This is a genomic window from Flavobacterium reichenbachii, assembly GCF_002217435.1.
Taxonomy (GTDB): domain Bacteria; phylum Bacteroidota; class Bacteroidia; order Flavobacteriales; family Flavobacteriaceae; genus Flavobacterium; species Flavobacterium reichenbachii.
Genome location: NZ_MUHF01000001.1, coordinates 109849 through 128106, shown reverse-complemented (window position 1 = coordinate 128106; position 18258 = coordinate 109849). Strand labels below are relative to the sequence as shown.

Sequence of the window (18258 nt, the reverse complement as noted above, 5' to 3'; positions counted from 1 at the left end):
CATTCTACAAATGTAGCATTTTTAACGAATTAAGCCACATTCTTGCCTTTTTTTAGTTCAATGACTGTAATTTCCGGCATGATGCCAACTCGGCCAGGATAGGCATGAAAACCAAATCCGCGGTTGACATATACGTAACGCCCGACATGTTCATACAATCCAGCCCATTGTTTGTAAATATATTGTGCCAGACTCCATTTAAAATATCCCGGAATTTCAATTCCAAACTGCATTCCGTGCGTATGTCCGGCCAATGTAAGATGAAAGTTTTTAGGATGATTTTTAATTTCAGATTCCCAGTGACTTGGATCATGACTCATCAAAACTTTAAAATCTTTCTGATCCACACCTTGAGAAGCTTTATTTAAATCACCAGCTTTCTTAAAATTCTCTCCCCAGTTTTCTACTCCTACTAAAGCAATTTTATCTTCACCTTTATGAATATAGGTATGCTCGTTCAGCATAAGTTTAAATCCTATTTGCCCATATAGCTTTTTGATTTCCTGAAAATTCTCTTCTTTTGCTTTTTCAGATGGCCAAGTAACATATTCACCGTAATCATGATTTCCTAAGACCGAAAATTTTCCGTACTTATAATTTTTTATTCTGCTAAAAGTTTCTAACCATGGATGCATTTCTTTTGCATGGGTATTTACAATATCCCCAGTAAATAAAATCATGTCAGATTCCTGCTGATTAATTAGATCAATGGCATAGCTTATCTTATCAGGATTATCAAAACTGCCGCTGTGAACGTCAGAAATCTGAGTAATTCTAAAACCATCAAAAGCATCTGGCAGGTCAGGATAAAATATCGTTTGCTTAAAAACTTTAAAATTGTACTTTCCTTCAAAAATTCCATAAATCAAAGACAGAAACGGGATTGCAGCCAATCCTAAAGCGATCTGACTGACAAATTTTCGCCTGTCGGGCATCATTTCCTTTCGTGGCGCATTATACATACAATAGTTTAAAATGCTAGCGCCAATTCTAACAATATCTTCTCCAAATAAAATAATTGTAAGTACAATTTTGGGCACATAAATCAAGAGCATCAGCCCCATGGTAAACATCGTTTGCCTGGTTTGACCAACAGATCTGTCAAATTGCGTAAAAGAATAGATTATAAAAATTAAAAGCAGTAAGCTGATAATTTGATAACTAATCAGGACCCATCTAATTTTTATTAAAGTACGGAAAGCCTGATACGAATAAAACTCTATAAATAAAAAAAGAGCACAAAGAATTATAAAACGAAGGATCATTAAATATAGTTTTACACAAAGTAACAAAGAATGAAAATTGTATCGCTTTTTATTATCAAAAATTTAACTCAAAAAACAACAAAAAGGCTGATAAATTTCTCCACCAGCCTTTTTTCTTGTAAAACTATTAATAACCTTTTTTCATAAACAAAACCACTATTTTATGAAAACCAAAAATCTAAATTAGATTTTTATTTTTTTGCTTCAGGCTTTGCATTTTCTGTTTTTGCACCTTCTCCTTTTTTGTGTTCTTTTTTATGTTTTTTTTCTTTGTTTGGAGCTTTAGCTTCTTTTGCCGGAGCTGTTTGTGCTGGAGTTGTTTGTGCGCTTACCATTGCAGTTGTTCCTAAAACTGCTACTGCTAACATTACTAATTTTTTCATGATTTGAATTTTATAAATTATTATTATTTGATTATTTATAAGCCAAAGATAGAATCAGCAAATGAAGTTTAAATGAAGATTTATAGTGTTAAAAAAAATTAACCTTTAATTAAGTTTTTAATCTTTCTGGAAATAAAAGTGTAAAGGTTGTTCCTTGATTTATTATAGAATCAACCGTGATTTTAATATGATGAAATGATGCAATGCTCTTAGCTATAGCCAGACCCAGCCCTTGCCCATCCTGATCTGAGCTGATTCTGGTAAATCGATTAAATATTTTTTCGATCTGCGAAGCATCCATGCCAATACCTGAATCTGAAATAGAAATACAATACTGCTGGTTTACAAATTCATCAGAAACAATTATTTCACCTTTCTTCTTATTATATTTAATGGCATTTGTTATCAAATTATAAATCAAAATATGAATTAAAGTTTTATTTCCTCTAAAGCTAAAATCATGTTTCATATTGTTTACAAAAGTAATGTCTCTATCTTCAATCCTATCCTGAAGATCTTCCTTCATATCTTTAATCATTTCATAAAAATGAATTTCTTCATCTGTTGCATACTGATGATTTTCTATTCTGGAGATCAACAATAGATTATTGATGATTTTTTTCAGCATGTCAAGAGTCCGGAGCGAACCAGCTATTTTATCGACAGCATTGTCATCAAGAGAATCATTTTGTAATAAGTTTTCAAATTTATTTTTAAGCAGCGCAATTGGCGTAAGAAGTTCGTGCGAAACATTAGAAATAAACTGTTTTTCTTTTTTAAAAAGTTCTGCTATCCGATCCATCATTTGGTTTAAAACAAAATCCAGTTCTCTAAAATCGCGGGAAGCTGCTTTTATTGGTGTATGATCAAAAGCTTCTGGTTCGTTAACACGTCTGATTTTCGTATCTATTATTTTATAAAAAGGCTTGAGGAGATATTCTACATAAAAAGTATCTGCCAAAAAAGTAATTAAAAGAAGCACTACAAAAACAATGATGATAAAAAACCTAATAATAAAGGTAAGATCTTTTATTTCGGCCAGACTGCTTCCTATTTCAAGCTGATAATTTTGGTTTTCGTATGCAAAATGATGCTGTAAAATTCGATATTCATTTTCTTCTCCTTCTATAACCCGGTAATCATTAGCAAAAGTTGTTTTCTTTTGTGCAGGTTTTACTGTGGTTTTTGAAAGTACCAAAAACTCACTGTGCAAAGTTGAAAATTGTGAGTATATATCTGTAGAATCAGAATTTTCTATAAAATCATTGATTTCATTTTGATTTAAATGATCAATAAACTTTTTCTGCTTTTCTATTAAACTATTGTTGATATGTCTGTAAACCACTTTTTCTACCAAAATTGGAAGCATCAGCCACAAAATCAAGATCAGCAGTAATCTTGTTAATGCATTAAAAATAGCCAGTTGGTGTTTTATCTTCAAAGTAGTTTCTTTTTAAACATTAATTCGATATCCAACATTTCTAACGGTTTCAAACCAGCTGATGTCAGTATGTTTATCTAATTTTTTTCGGAGATTTCTAACATGAACATCAATAAAATTCGAATCTGAATTTACCTCCAGAATATCACCCCAAATATGTTCTGTAAGCTGTAATCTTGTAATAACACGATTTTTATTTAAAACCAAATATTGAAAAATATCAAATTCTTTTTTAGTCAAACTTATCGCAATATCATTATAACTTATTTTATAGTCCTGCAGCTGCAGGCAGAATCCATGTACCATTAAATCATTTAAAGTATAGCCGTGCATTCTTCTGATTACTGCAAATAAGCGCGCACTCAACTCTGTCAAGGCAAAAGGTTTCGTTAAATAATCGTCTGCCCCAAGATGGAGCCCATTAATTCTATCATCTAATTCGCCGCGGGCTGTTATAACAATAACCGCAATTTTAGACTTAGTTTTTCTAACTGCTTTCAAAATTTCAAAACCATCGCCATCCGGCAGTCCAAGATCCAAAAGCATTGCATCGTAATCATTGCTGTTGATTTCTTCGAGAGCATCACTGCAATTGTGAACTACTTTGCAGATATAACCTCCATTAATTAAAAAATCATATACCTCGACAGCAAGTTCTTTATTGTCCTCAACAATTAAAATATTCATAACTTATAAAGATTGAAAGTACAGTTACAAAGTAACAAATTATAAAAAGCATAACTGGACCTTATTAAAATATTAACGAATTAAAAAAGCTGATAAATTTCTTTACCAGCTTTTCTTCCTCTGCATTATCCATAATTATCTTTCTGTTTTGCATCCTTACAATTCTTCGAAAGCAAAACAAAAAAATATTTATTTTTTAACCTTTGCGGTTTCATTTTGTGCAGTTCCTTTTTTCTCTGATTTAGCTTTTTTCTCTGCTTTTTTTTCAGCTTTTACTTTTGGATCTTTAGTTGCTTTAACTTCTTTTGCCGGGTTAGTTTTTGCCGGTGGAAAGGCGTGAACCATTGCACTTGTTCCTAAAACTGCTGTGAGTACCATCAAAAAATTTCTCATGATTTCTATAGATTTAAATTAATAACTCTTTAATTATAACCCAAATTTACATCTGTAAAATGAAGAGAAAATGAAGAAAATTGAAGCAGTTAAAACTTTAACTTCGCATTAACAGACGCTTTTAAACACTACAAATTCTTTAAATACTCTAAACTCGGGCAACTTCTTGATTCAACTTAAAAAACTTAATGATTTTAATTCTTAAACAGAATCGTTTTTAAACCCAATTGATTATTTTTACACACTAAATTTTTTTATATGTCAACTCAAAAACGTCTTTTTCTTCTCGATGCATATGCATTAATTTTTCGCGGGTATTACGCTTTCATAAAAAACCCAAGAATAAACTCAAAAGGAATGGATACATCTGCAATTATGGGTTTTATGAACTCTCTTTTGGATGTTATTAAAAGAGAAAAACCAGATCATTTGGCAGTTGCTTTTGATAAAGGCGGAAGTCATGTGCGTACAGAAATGTACACTGAGTACAAGGCAAATCGTGATGAGACTCCAGAGGCAATAAGACTTGCAATTCCATATATTCAGGATTTATTAAATGCAATGCACATTCCGATTATTGAAGCTAATGGCTGCGAAGCCGATGATTTAATTGGAACTATTGCAAAACAGGCAGAAAAACAAAATTACAAAGTCTATATGGTTACTCCAGATAAGGATTTTGCACAATTGGTTTCTGAAAATATTTTTATGTACAAACCAGCCCGAATGGGTAACGGAATCGAAATATGGGGAGTTCCCGAAGTTTTGGCAAAATTTGAAATCGAAAAACCAGAGCAGGTAATTGATTTTCTCGGAATGATGGGTGATGCTGTCGATAATATTCCCGGATTACCAGGTGTTGGCGAAGTTACGGCTAAGAAATTCCTAAAAGAATTTGGGTCGATGGAAAATCTTTTAGCAAATACACATTTGTTAAAAGGAAAGATGAAAGAAAACATTGAAGCCAATAAAGAGAAAGGATTACTTTCTAAAAAACTGGCCACAATTATTATAGACTGCGATGTTACTTTTAATGAAACAGATTATGAGTTAACTCGTCCTGATATTGAAAAAACAGATGCTATTTTTCAGGAATTGGAATTTAGAAGGATGGCAGAACAATTTGATAATTTATTTAAGTTTGGAGGAACTGAAACTGCATCTACAGCTTCTGACGCCAAACTATACAAAAAACCACAGCCGAAAAACGAAGATCAATTTGATCTTTTTGGAGGAGGAACAATCGATACTGAAAACACAGAACAGGCAAGAACTTCGTTTTACGAAACTCTGGAAACTACAACCCACTCCTATCAGGCAATTGAAGGCGATTTGGGAATAAAATTGCTTTTGCAGAATTTACAAAAACAAACTGCCGTATGTTTTGATACTGAAACGACAGGTCTCGATGCATTGCACGCAGAATTGGTCGGAATTTCATTTTCTTATGAAAAAGGAAAAGGATATTATGTACCGTTTCCGGAAAGTCAGGAAGAAGCTCAGGTTTTAATTGAAAAATTCAGACCTTTCTTTGAAAACGAAAACATCGAAAAAATTGGCCAGAATCTAAAATACGATTTAAAAATTCTTTCTAATTATAATATAACCGTAAAAGGAAAACTTTTTGACACTATGATTGCGCATTATCTAATTAATCCGGATATGCGTCATAATATGGATATTTTGGCCGAAACTTATTTGAAATATTCTCCTAAATCTATTGAAACTTTAATTGGTAAAAAAGGGAAAAACCAGATTTCGATGCGCGATGTTGCTCTTGAAGAAATTAAGGAATATGCTGCCGAAGATGCTGATATTACGCTACAATTAAAAGAAGTATTTACAACAGAACTAGACAAAACAGAAACTAAAAAACTGTTTGATGAAATCGAGATTCCGCTGGTAAGTGTTTTAGCCGATATGGAAACCGAAGGAATTCGTCTTGATGTTGAATTTTTAAGCGCAATGTCTAAAGAAATGGATGTTGAAATTAAATCTTTAGAAGAAAAAATATACGAAACTGCCGGCGAGAAATTCAATCTTGCTTCTCCAAAACAATTGGGAGATATTTTATTTGATAAACTTAAAATTGGCGGTGCTAAACAGAAAAAGACTAAAACTGGTCAATACGCAACCGGAGAAGAAGTTTTGACTTATTTAGCCAATGACAATCCAATTGTAAAACAAATTCTGGATTGGCGCCAGATGGTAAAATTACAAAGCACTTATATTTTGGCTCTGCCGGAACAAGTAGACAAAAAAACGTTACGTGTTCATACCGATTATATGCAGACAGTTGCCGCAACGGGACGTTTGAGTTCTAACAATCCGAACTTGCAGAATATTCCGATTCGTACAGAAAGAGGACGTCAGATTCGTAAAGCTTTTGTCGCTCGCGATGAAAACCATACTTTAATTTCTGCCGATTACTCGCAGATTGAATTGAGAATTATTGCTGCCTTAAGCGGAGAAGAAAATATGATTGCTGCTTTCCAGAACGGAGAAGACATTCACAGAGCAACTGCAGCAAAAGTTTTTGATGTGGCACTGGAGGAAGTAAGCCGTGAACAAAGAAGCAACGCCAAAACCGTAAACTTCGGAATTATATACGGCGTTTCTGCTTTTGGATTGAGTAACCAAACTTCGCTCTCAAGAAGCGAAAGTGCTGCTTTGATCGAAGCTTACTACAAAACATATCCAAGATTAAGATCTTACATTAATGAACAAATAGAATTTGCACGCGAAAAAGGATATGTGCAGACTATTTTAGGACGTCGCCGCTATTTAAAAGACATTAACTCGGCAAACGCAGTAGTAAGAGGTGCTGCAGAGCGAAATGCTGTAAATGCTCCAATTCAGGGAAGCGCTGCCGATGTGATTAAAATCGCGATGATTAACATTCATAAAAAATTAAAAGAAGAAAACTGGAAATCAAGAATGTTGTTACAAGTTCATGATGAGCTTGTGTTTGATGTGCACAATGATGAATTAGAAAAAATTCAGCCTATGATTAAACACGAAATGGAAAATGCATTTAAAATGGCAGTTCCTTTGGAAGTTGAACTTGGCTTGGGTAAAGATTGGTTAGAGGCACATTAAAAACAAAAAAAAAGTTTATTACATTTATTTCTCAATTGAGTCTCTTCATTAAAAAAATCAAAATCAAGAATAAGAAAATTCACATATTACAAAAAATATAAAATAATAAGACTAATCTTCTCTAAAAATAAAAATGAAAAAAAACACCTTATTAGCAATAATATCAATTTGCATACTTGTAACAGTAAATTTATTTTGGTTTATACAATCTACTGCCTCAATATCAATAGATCAGGCAACGTACTATAGGTTATCTCAAATCATAGAATTTTTAAAATTTCTAGCGTATGCGGGATTATTGCCTTTTTTTGTAGCATTATACAAAAAACAATGAATAAAGTTATCATGAATGAAGAATTAAATAAACTTTTTGAGATTAAAAATGCTCAGCCAGAAGAAAGTACGGACTCAGATGTATTCAACATAATTATTCACCTCGTGATCAGAATAATCATTCCACTTTTTATTTTTTTTCTATTATACTCGATTGTAGATTATTCAGGCAATATAGGAATAGCATATATAGTTTTTTTTATTTCCCTTTTTATCCTTTTTTTCATAATTGTTACACTTTTAATTGAGGCTTCTAACCTTAATAAGAAGAATAAAATATATTTAAGAAATACCAATTATGTCATATTAGCTTTTTATGCTCTCCCTTTTATATTGGGACTAATTATAGTTGCAAAAAATTCTTAAATAAAATTCACAATATAATTATGAAAAGACAATAGATTTGAACCAATTTTCGCCAATTATAATGAGCGTTCCTTTAGATATTGAACTTGGTTTAGGTAAAGATTGGTTAGGAGCGCATTAAGAAAACAGAAATGAAACAGAAAACAATAATGTACTCTATCGTAACAATAGTTGTCTTATTTTTAGTTTATAAAATTAATGTTGTTCTGGCTTTAGGAATCGATACTTTTTTTATAAATCTTTTTCCTCGCACAAAATTACCAAGTGAATTTGTAGATTATAAAAACTTATCCGAAGTAAAAAAATTCGGCAGTCATGATATAACACTACTTCATAAAGGAGGAGCATATAATTTTAACTTTCAGGTTCTTTCTATTTCTAATGATGAAATTATGGTTAAAGCGATCACCAAAACAGAACCTTATGATCACGGAGGAGGAAATACCGGTAATAATTTTTCTAATACATTATTTAAATTGGATTCCTCTGGGAAGGTTTTAGATACAATTAATTTTAAGACCTCAACTTCAAATCAATCTGAGTTTGGCGAAATTGTTTTGCTTAATAAACAAATAGTAAACAAAGCACTTTTATACTATCAAACCTGGCCAACTGATGGCAACAAAGAAAAAAAATCATTTATTGCGATAAACAAAGATTTAACGTGGTCTGCTGAAAAATTATCGCAATATTACTATGACACTGTTGTGCCAAATTGTATTTATCTGGAAACTTTTCTTGCTTGGAGAGATACATCAATACCAGTAAATAAAAGAGAATCTATAATGTATTTTGCAAATAATCAATGGTATGTGCTTTATGGTGTTGGATCAAATATAGATAATGATGCTCGAAATATAAGCCTGAATAATAATAAAAAAATCATTAATGAAAATCTATTAGAGGATATACCTGACGATAAAATAAAGGTCAAATATTATCAAAAAACAAAGTACAACTCAAACATGGCTGGACAAACTCAGTCCAACAGTCCTTATACTTATTATTACTGGGAAGGAATTGCCTATATCGATATACCTTTTGCAAACGACACACTACATTTTAAAAAAGAAGATATTTATTTGGATGATTATAGCAACAAGGAAAAATCCATATATGACACCAAGAGTGACAATAAACAAGAAATGGAAAACTCAGTGAAAGAAAAATACAGCTATTATTCTAATCCTAATTTGAAGTTTACCTTAATTTCTGACAATGACAGCAAAAGCTTATACATTATCAAAAAAAATAAAGTAATAGATTAAAAATATAGTTCTTGAAAATAAAAAACCATTCGTCGCGGCGAATGGTTTTTTATGTTTTATACTTTTCTTGTTGATTCTCGTTCTTTCAATTTTGTTTTAATCACGATCGTTTCATAATCTGAGGTTTCCCCTTCTGGTTCTTCCAGCCTTTGGATAAGCCTTTTGGCTGCTACTTCTCCAATTTCAATTCCGTGCTGGCTTACGGTTGTTAAACTTGGTGACAAACGTCTAGAAGCCAATATACCATCTGCAAAACCTATTATCGAAATATCTTCGGGAACTTTGTACCCTTTTTTCAAACTTACTCTTAAAGCTGCAACTGAATCATTTTCGTCCAACGCAAAAATTCCGTCGATCTTGTTATCAAGCAAAGCATCAATTTTACTTTTCATATCTTCCTCAGAATCGGTACGAAGAATAATTTTTTCATTTACCGGAATATTGTTATCGCTTAACGCTTTCAAATATCCATCTGCTCTTAACTTTCCAACACTTAAATTATCTACAGAAGAAATCAGTGCAATATTTTTACACCCTAAATTAATTAAATGCTGTGTAGAATTTAATGCCGAATCAAAATCGTCTACTACAACTTTATCACATTCTACTTCATCTGCAATTCTATCAAACATTACAATTGGAGTTCCATCATTTATAATAGCAGAAAAATGATTGTAATCCTGAAGTTTTTGTGCTTCTTGAGAAACAGACAAAATGAAACCATCAATTGTCCCGTTGCTCAGCATTTCGAGCGTATGAACCTCTTTCTCCAAAGACTCATTAGAAATACAGGTAATTACATTATATCCTTTTTTATCGGCTACTTTCTCTATTCCACTAAAAACCTTCGCAAAAAAGGAGTTTAATATATTAGGTATAATTACTCCGATCGTTTTGGTTTTACGATTTTTTAAATTCAGACCAATAACATTCGGCTTGTAATTTTTGAGTTTGGCATACTCCTTTATCTTCACCTTTGTTTGTTCGCTGATTTCCGGACTGTCATTTAATGCCTTAGAAACTGTCGACACAGAAACGCCAAGTTCTTTCGCTATTTGTTTTAGAGTTGCTTTAGCTTTCATCCAATTGAATTTTATGTAATTAATACAAATATAGTAGAATTAGCGAAAAAAAAACAAAAATCACACAAGTCCTGCTCAAAACAGTACAACTTTTTTAAAAAGAAAGAATTTAACGCTATTTCTAAAACCTCATATCTAAAAATTTCGTTAATACCTTAATATATGTTATTAACCTAATAAAACTTGATTATGAAAAACGAAGTTAAAATTCATGAAGTTGACCCTTCACTGAATAGCAGAAGAAGCTTTCTTAAGCTCAGTGGATTAACATTAGCAACCACAGGTTTGATTTTAGCAGGCTGCAGCGATAATGACAATGATAATGATATGGAGGACACAACTCTTCCAGGAATCAGAAATGGTATTTTTGATTTAGGCTCAGGAGATTTTGGAGTATTGACTTATGCTTATGCCTTGGAGCAATTGGAAGCAGATTTTTATACTAAAGTAGTAAATGCAACAAGTTTTAATGCAACTTTTAATGTTACCGAACGACAGGTTTTAACCGACTTGTACCACCACGAAGTCGTTCACAGAGATTTTTTTAAAGCTGCTTTAACCGGAGCACTTCCAGATCCCAGCTCACAGTTACTGCCAACGCTGGCTTTTAATTATGGTTCTCTAAACTTTAATAACCGTGCCGAAGTACTGGCAACTGCAAAAGCACTTGAAGACACAGGAGTTGCTGCTTATAACGGAGCCGGAAGATTAATTAAAAGCGCTGACTACTTATTATTAGCCGGAAAAATTGTTTCGGTAGAAGCCAGACACGCTTCTGCAATACGAAGTCTTATCAATCCTAATTCTAAAGACTTTGCAGGCGATGATATTGTAAACACGTCAACTGGGTTAGACGCTGCTCAGAATCCTTCTAAAATATTACCAATTGCTGGAGGATTTATTACCACAAAATTTTCTGCCAAATATTTACCTTAATCCTAACTATCTAAAACTAGAAATTATGAATATTTTAAAATTTATAGAATCCTTCACTGATGATAATTTAATGAAAAGCACTGGCTCTCGAAGAGATAGTTTTAATCAGTTTGGAAATATCGGAAAAAATCTGGCATATGCCTCAATCCCATTCGGATTATCGGCACTTGTAAATAAAGCATCTGCAAAAGATATTACAGCAACACCGGCAACTCCTATTGGAGCTTTGCAGTTTGCATTGACTTTAGAATATCTTGAAAATGAATTTTATGCGATGGCATTGGATTCTGGAGTAATTCCGGCATCAGAAAATGGCGGACGTGATTTAAAAGTTTTTCAACAGATTGCAGACCATGAAGCAGATCACGTAAAATTTTTAATTGCAGGATTAGGCGGCACCGCAAGTGCAAACTTTGTCCCTAAACCTACTTTTGACTTTACTGTTGGAGGAGCATTTAATCCTTTTGGAGATTATCCAACTTTTTTAGCGCTCGCACAAGCCTTTGAAGACACCGGAGTTAGAGCTTACAAAGGTCAGGCGGCTAATTTAATTACCACACCAGATTTATTAACTGCAGCATTGCAGATTCATTCTGTGGAAGCACGTCATGCTTCTGAAGTACGACGCTTACGCGGATTAAAAGGATGGATTTCTAACGATGAAAGAGGTGCCGGAATGCCGGCAGCGACACAAGCCGTTTACGCAGGCGAAGGAGTAACCATGCAGGCAGGCTTTAATACTGCAGCTGCATTTGGAGCTGCAGCGGGGTCTGAAGCTTACGATGAGCCTCTAACTACGCAGCAAGTAGTTGACATTGCAAATATATTTATTGTTTAACAAAACAATTCCAAATACCGAACCACCTTCGCTTTATTGAGAAGGTGGTTTTTTTTTATTGTTTTAAATAAAAAACTGACCCCTTGATTTTCAGCATATAAAATATTCTTTTCAGGTATTTGGTTTTAAAATAATTAATTGTACTTTTGCATCCCCTTTATTGGGGATGGAATGTTTAATTAAAATAATATTATGGACGCATTAAGCTACAAAACAGTTTCAGCTAACAAAGCCACTATCACTAAAGAGTGGATTGTTGTTGATGCTGAAGGTCATAACTTAGGACGTCTTGCTTCAAAGGTTGCAATGATCTTAAGAGGTAAGTACAAGCCAAGTTACACACCGCACGTTGACTGTGGAGATAACGTAATTGTTATCAACTCAGAAAAAATTAACCTTACAGGTACAAAAATGAATGACAAAATTTACATGCGTCATACAGGTTACCCAGGAGGACAAAGAACTTTAACTGCTAAAGTATTGCAATCTAAAAACCCTGCATTATTAGTAGAGAAAGCTGTAAAAGGAATGTTACCTAAAAACAAATTAGGAGCAGAACTTTTTAGAAATCTAAATGTTGTTGTAGGATCTGAGCACAAACAAGGAGCTCAAAAACCTAGAACTGTTAACCTAAACGATCTTAAGTAATGGGAGTTATTCACAAAATCGGTAGAAGAAAAACCGCTGTTGCACGTGTATATGTTTCTGAAGGAACAGGAAAAATCACTGTAAACAAAAAAGAATTCGCAACTTACTTTCCAACTGCAACTTTACAATACAAAGTTTTACAACCATTATCTATGACAGAAAATGCTAGTAACTTTGATGTAAAAGTAAACGTTTACGGAGGTGGTTCAACTGGTCAGGCAGAAGCAGTAAGAATGGCATTAGCACGTGTTATGTGTGAAGTGAACATCGAAAACAGAGCTATCTTAAAACCAGAAGGTTTATTAACAAGAGATCCAAGAATGGTTGAACGTAAGAAATTCGGTCAGAAGAAAGCTCGTAAGAGATTCCAATTCTCTAAACGTTAATATTACCTGTCTTGTACAAATGGTACAAGACATCATCAATTTATTGAAATTAAAAAACACAGTTGTTGTTGCTCTCCTATCGAGGTAGGAAATAGTTTAGCATCTAAATGGGTTGAGTCTGAAAGTCGAAAGTCTGAAAGTCATAAAGCTTAAAGCCTAAAGCATATTGCCTAAAGCTAAAGTTCAAAACACATTGCTAATCAACAGAACGTAAACTAGTACAAAAATGGCAAACAAAATAGAAGTAAAAGACTTACTAGAAGCAGGTGTTCACTTCGGACACATGACTAGAAAATGGGATCCAAATATGGCCCCTTACATTTATATGGAGCGTAATGGTATTCACATTATCAATCTATATAAAACTGCAGCTAAAATTGAAGAAGCTAACGAAGCTTTGAAAAAAATTGCTGCATCAGGTAGAAAAATCTTATTCGTAGCTACCAAAAAACAAGCAAAAGACATCGTTGCTGATAAAGCAAAAGCTGCAAACATGCCTTACATCACTGAAAGATGGCCTGGCGGAATGCTTACTAACTTCGTAACTATCAGAAAGGCAGTTAAAAAAATGTCTTCTATTGATAAAATGAAGAAAGATGGTACTTTCATGACGTTATCTAAAAAAGAGCGTTTGCAAGTTGATCGTCTACGTGCTAAATTAGAGAAAAACTTAGGTTCAATCGCTGATATGTCTAGACTACCTGCAGCATTGTTCGTAGTAGATATCAAAGCTGAACACATCGCAATAAAAGAAGCACAAAAATTAAACATTCCAGTTTTCGCAATGGTTGATACGAATTCTGACCCAAGAGAGGTTGATTACGTTATTCCTGCAAATGATGATGCTTCTAAATCAATTGACAAAATTTTATCTTTAGTAACTGCTGCTGTAATTGAAGGTCTTTCTGACAGAGGTTCTGACAAAGAAACTGAAGTTTTTACAGAAGAAGCTCCAGCTGTTGAAGCTGCACCGGCTGTTGAAGCTACTGCTCCTGCAACTGAAGAATAAATCAAATTTTAAATTCCAAATTTTAAATTCCAAATTCCAAATACAAAAATTAAAAACTTTATGTTGATAATTTAATAAAATTGGAGTCTGGGATTTAAAAGATGGAATTTTTACTTTTAACATTAAAATTCAAAATATTATGGCAACAATTACTGCTGCAGACGTAAATAAATTAAGACAAACTACAGGTGCCGGAATGATGGACTGTAAAAAAGCTTTAGTTGAAGCTGATGGAGATTTCGATAAAGCTATACAAAACCTTAGAGAAAAAGGACAAAAAGTTGCTGCTAATCGTTCTGACCGTGAGTCTTCTGAAGGAGCTGCTGTTTCTTTTGTTAATGCTGACAAAACTAAAGGAGCTATCATCACTTTAAACTGCGAAACAGATTTCGTAGGTAAAAATGAGGCTTTCGTAACTTTGGCTAAAGAATTAGTAGAAAGAGCTATTAACTTCTCTTCTAAAGAAGAATTCTTAGCTTCTGATTTCAACGGAATTACTGTTGCTGAAAAATTAATCGAGCAAACTGGTGTTATCGGTGAAAAAATCGAAATCGGTGGTTTTGAAATCTTAGAAGGTGCTTTCATTGGATCTTATGTTCACGTTAATAAAATTGCTGCATTAACTGCAATTTCTGCACCAATTGCTAATGGTGACGTTTTAACTAAAGACATCTCTATGCAAGTTGCTTCTATGGGAGCTGATACATTATCTTACAAAGATTTTGATCCTGCTTTCGTTGAATCTGAACTTGCTGCTCGTATTGCTGTAATCGAAAAAGATAATGAAGAAGCAAAACGTTTAGGAAAAACTTTAAAAAATGTTCCTAAATATATTTCTTACTCTCAATTAACTGAAGAAGTGATCAAACAAGCGGAAGAAGATGCTAAAGCTGAATTAAAAGCTGAAGGTAAACCAGAACAAATCTGGGATAAAATTATTCCAGGAAAAGTACAGCGTTTCATCTCTGACAATACTACTTTAGATCAAGAGAAAGCTTTATTAGATCAAAACTTCATCAAAGATGATAGTAAAAAAGTAAGTGATTACGTTAAAGGATTCAACGTTGAAATTACAGGTTTCAAAAGAGTTACTTTAGGTTAATATATTATTATTTCAATAGAAAAAGCCCGAATATTTATTTATTCGGGCTTTTTTATTTTCAGTTTTATCTGCTATTATTTCTTAGCGGTAATAGGAAAATTTCTAGCTCTCATTAAAGCATCAGACTTTGGAGCTCTTCCTCTAAAGTTTTCATACGCTTTTTCCTGATCTATTGTATTCCCAACACTAAATACATTGTCATAAAGACGTTTTGCCACTGCTTTATCATAAGGACCTTTTCCTTCTGTAAAAGCTTCCCATGCATCTGCATTGATAACATCAGCCCACAAATAGCTGTAATACCCTGCAGCATATCCATCACTTGAAAAAATATGTCCAAATTGCGGAATACGGTGACGCATTACAATTTCTGACGGCATATGGAGCGCATCTAAAGTCTCTTTTTCAAATTTATGAGGATCAATCGGTTCTGTAGTTAAATGAAGCTTCATATCTACCAAAGAACTCGAAATAGTTTCAACAGTAGCAAAACCTTCTCCAAAGTTGGCAGCTTTTTCTATTCTGTCTACCAATGTCTGTGGTAATGGCTGATTTGTTTTGTAATGCAGAGCAAATTTATTCAACACTTCTGGAGTAGCAAGCCAATGTTCTAACAATTGCGAAGGAAACTCAACATAATCTCTCGCAACAGCTGTTCCTGCTAAACTTGGATAGTTTACATTTGAACATAAACCGTGTAATGCATGGCCAAATTCATGAAATAATGTAGAAGCATCTTCCCAGGAAATTAAAATTGGCTCATTTGAAGCTCCTTTAATAAAATTACAGTTATTAGACACAATTGTAAGTACATCTCCATCTAATTTTTGCTGGTCACGATATGCATTCATCCATGCTCCAGAACGTTTTCCTGCACGAGCATAAGGATCAAAGTACCATAAACCAACAACTTTTCCTGTTAGTTTATTACTTACTTCCCACACACGAACATCTTCATGATAAACAGGAACATTCGTTACTTGTTTAAAGCTTAAATTAAACAATTCGCCCGCAACCCAAAACATTCCTTCACGTAAGTTCTCTAACTGAAGATAAGGCTTAACTTCATTTTGATCTAAGTCATATTTTGCTTTTCTAACTTTTTCAGCATAAAAACGATAATCCCAAGGCTGAATTTTAAATTTTCCTCCTTCAGCATCAACAATTTTCTGCATTTCAGCCACATCTTTGTGTACTTGCTCAACAGCCGGCTTCCAAACTGACTCCATTAAAGCTAAAGTCTTTTTAGGATCCTTTGCCATTTTATTAGACAAACTCCAGTCTGCAAAAGTTGGATAGCCAAGTAGTTTGGCTTTTTTTGTACGCAAATCTAAAATAGAAACCAATGTCGTATTATTGTCATTTGCATTTCCGTTATCACCACGTTTTACAAAAATGTCAAAAGCTTTTTCTCTCAAATCTCTACGTGTAGAAAAAGTCAAAAACGGCTCAATCGAAGAACGTGTATTTGCAATACAGCCCATAACGTCTAATTTTCTTTCTTTAGCTTCAGCTATAGCTGCATTTTTAACTTCTGCCGGCAGACCATCAAAATCGCTTTCTGTTTTTAAGGCAACATATTGATTGTGCTCTTCTGCTAATAAATTTTGGCTGAAACGTGTAAAAAGAGAAGCCAATTCTTTGTTTATGCCTGCTACTTTTGTTTTGTCCACCTCATTTAACTTAGCTCCCTGACGAACAAAATTGGTATAGTACAACCAGATTAATCGTTGCTGCTCCCCTGTCAGTTTGTTTTTTTCTTTTGAATTATAAACCGTTTCAATTCTTGTAAATAATTTTTTGTTCTGATTAATTTTATCTGAAAACTCAGAAAATTTAGGTGATAATTCGCGGTCAATTGCACTAAATTCGGCACTGCTTAAATTTGATCTGTAGATCCCATAAACCGTTAAAATTCTATCGATTGTTTGTCCAGAACGCTCTAAGGCAACTATAGTATTTTCAAAAGTAGCTGCTTTTGGATTATTAGCGATAGCATCAACTTCGTTTAGCTTTTCCTGAATTGCAAACTGAATTGCTGGTTTAAATTCTGAAACCTTATACTCATTAAAAGCCGGAACACCGCCATAAGGGCCTGCCCAGTTTTTTAATAAAGGATTATCAGCATTAGTTTGTGCGTTTGACGCAAAAAAGGTTGTTCCCATGAGAAAAATTGTGAGTAATTTTTTCATTATAATTAATTTGATAACTTGTTATGTTTCAAAAATAACTAAAATTCACCATTCAAACAGAAAATTTAACTTACACAACGCTCTAAAACTAACTTTAAATCAAAATCAAATCATTTTTAGTTAAAAAGAAATAGTTTAAATTTGAAAATTCATTTACCGAATCATTATGTTTAAAACCAAAAGAGAAATTGTTTTTATAATTCTAGCAGGCATTTTTATAACTAATGCCGTTGTCGCTGAACTTATTGGAGGAAAATTAATTCAGATTGGACCGTTTGTTATGAGTATCGGAATTCTTCCCTGGCCGATAGTTTTTCTTACTACAGATTTGATAAATGAATATTTTGGAGAGAAAGGTGTAAAAAAACTTTCTTTTATTACTGCCTGTTTGATCGCTTACGCATTTCTTATTTTATTTATGGCAATTGTAATTCCGGCCGCTAAAGGCATCAGTCCGGTTAATGATGAACAATTTCAGGCTGTTTTTGGACAGAGTATGTGGATTATTGTCGGCAGTATCATAGCATTTATGGTTTCGCAATTAATAGACGTCAGTGTTTTTTGGTTTTTTAAAAATAAAACCGGTGACAAAAAAATATGGCTTAGAACAACAGGATCTACTGTAATTTCTCAATTATTTGACTCTTTTATAGTACTTGGAATTGCTTTTTGGTTACCTGGAAAAATTGATTTCGATACTTTCCTGTCGTCTGCACTGGTTGGTTACACTTTTAAACTTTCAATCGCAATTGTATTAACTCCTTTAATTTATTTAGGTCATTATTTGATAAAAAAATATTTAAATGAGCACACTTCTCTCAAGGAATAGG

General features: G+C 33.2%; 16 protein-coding genes. 9 read left to right on the top strand and 7 right to left on the bottom strand.

Annotated elements, in window-relative coordinates; translation table 11 throughout:
- Positions 1 to 29: 29 nt before the first annotated feature.
- The 5 genes from B0A68_RS00550 to B0A68_RS00530 form a co-directional block, all read right to left on the bottom strand.
- A complete protein-coding gene (locus tag B0A68_RS00550; RefSeq protein WP_035685782.1) occupies positions 30 to 1265 on the bottom strand; it encodes a metallophosphoesterase in 1236 nt (411 codons plus the stop codon).
- A gap of 191 nt (positions 1266 to 1456) precedes the next feature.
- Complete coding sequence (locus B0A68_RS00545) at positions 1457 to 1648, bottom strand: hypothetical protein (protein WP_035685785.1); 192 nt, start codon at positions 1646 to 1648, stop codon at positions 1457 to 1459.
- 109 nt (positions 1649 to 1757) lie between these two features.
- Positions 1758 to 3089 (bottom strand): sensor histidine kinase, encoded by a 1332-nt coding sequence (locus B0A68_RS00540; RefSeq protein ID WP_240475257.1) that lies wholly within the window; start codon positions 3087 to 3089, stop codon positions 1758 to 1760.
- A gap of 12 nt (positions 3090 to 3101) precedes the next feature.
- Positions 3102 to 3776, bottom strand: a complete 675-nt coding sequence (locus B0A68_RS00535) for a response regulator transcription factor (RefSeq protein WP_035685791.1) — start codon at positions 3774 to 3776, stop codon at positions 3102 to 3104.
- Between the two features lie 189 nt (positions 3777 to 3965).
- Positions 3966 to 4169, bottom strand: a complete 204-nt coding sequence (locus tag B0A68_RS00530; protein ID WP_035685794.1) for a hypothetical protein — start codon at positions 4167 to 4169, stop codon at positions 3966 to 3968.
- A 258-nt stretch (positions 4170 to 4427) separates the two neighbouring features.
- Here B0A68_RS00530 and polA point away from each other — a divergent pair, with 258 nt between their 5' ends.
- A complete protein-coding gene (gene polA / locus B0A68_RS00525) occupies positions 4428 to 7268 on the top strand; it encodes a DNA polymerase I (RefSeq protein WP_035685797.1) in 2841 nt (946 codons plus the stop codon).
- An 830-nt stretch (positions 7269 to 8098) separates the two neighbouring features.
- On the top strand, positions 8099 to 9235 hold the full coding sequence (locus B0A68_RS00515) for a hypothetical protein (RefSeq protein WP_035685802.1): 1137 nt from the start codon (positions 8099 to 8101) through the stop codon (positions 9233 to 9235).
- Positions 9236 to 9291: 56 nt separating this feature from the next.
- On the opposite strand, the gene B0A68_RS00510 is transcribed toward B0A68_RS00515, so the two are convergent.
- Positions 9292 to 10317 carry a LacI family DNA-binding transcriptional regulator gene (locus B0A68_RS00510; RefSeq protein WP_035685805.1) on the bottom strand — a complete coding sequence of 342 codons (1026 nt, stop codon included), beginning with the start codon at positions 10315 to 10317 and terminating at the stop codon, positions 9292 to 9294.
- Between the two features lie 189 nt (positions 10318 to 10506).
- On the opposite strand from B0A68_RS00510, the gene B0A68_RS00505 reads away from it, so the two are divergent.
- From B0A68_RS00505 to tsf, 6 genes are all read left to right on the top strand, one after another.
- On the top strand, positions 10507 to 11253 hold the full coding sequence (locus tag B0A68_RS00505; RefSeq protein ID WP_035685808.1) for a ferritin-like domain-containing protein: 747 nt from the start codon (positions 10507 to 10509) through the stop codon (positions 11251 to 11253).
- A 25-nt stretch (positions 11254 to 11278) separates the two neighbouring features.
- Complete coding sequence (locus B0A68_RS00500; protein WP_035685811.1) at positions 11279 to 12091, top strand: ferritin-like domain-containing protein; 813 nt, start codon at positions 11279 to 11281, stop codon at positions 12089 to 12091.
- A gap of 192 nt (positions 12092 to 12283) precedes the next feature.
- Entirely contained in the window at positions 12284 to 12739 is a 456-nt protein-coding gene (gene rplM / locus B0A68_RS00495; protein ID WP_035685814.1) for a 50S ribosomal protein L13, read from the top strand.
- Positions 12739 to 13125 carry a 30S ribosomal protein S9 gene (rpsI, locus tag B0A68_RS00490; protein ID WP_017497947.1) on the top strand — a complete coding sequence of 129 codons (387 nt, stop codon included), beginning with the start codon at positions 12739 to 12741 and terminating at the stop codon, positions 13123 to 13125. Before rplM ends, rpsI begins: the two co-directional genes overlap by 1 nt.
- Positions 13126 to 13351: 226 nt before the next feature.
- On the top strand, positions 13352 to 14134 hold the full coding sequence (rpsB, locus tag B0A68_RS00485; RefSeq protein ID WP_035685818.1) for a 30S ribosomal protein S2: 783 nt from the start codon (positions 13352 to 13354) through the stop codon (positions 14132 to 14134).
- Between the two features lie 139 nt (positions 14135 to 14273).
- Positions 14274 to 15236 carry a translation elongation factor Ts gene (tsf, locus tag B0A68_RS00480; protein WP_035685821.1) on the top strand — a complete coding sequence of 321 codons (963 nt, stop codon included), beginning with the start codon at positions 14274 to 14276 and terminating at the stop codon, positions 15234 to 15236.
- 74 nt (positions 15237 to 15310) lie between these two features.
- On the opposite strand, the gene B0A68_RS00475 is transcribed toward tsf, so the two are convergent.
- Positions 15311 to 17428 carry a M3 family metallopeptidase gene (locus tag B0A68_RS00475; RefSeq protein WP_035685824.1) on the bottom strand — a complete coding sequence of 706 codons (2118 nt, stop codon included), beginning with the start codon at positions 17426 to 17428 and terminating at the stop codon, positions 15311 to 15313.
- A gap of 166 nt (positions 17429 to 17594) precedes the next feature.
- On the opposite strand from B0A68_RS00475, the gene B0A68_RS00470 reads away from it, so the two are divergent.
- Positions 17595 to 18257 (top strand): queuosine precursor transporter, encoded by a 663-nt coding sequence (locus B0A68_RS00470; protein WP_035685827.1) that lies wholly within the window; start codon positions 17595 to 17597, stop codon positions 18255 to 18257.
- The last annotated feature ends 1 nt before the right edge of the window (position 18258 follow it).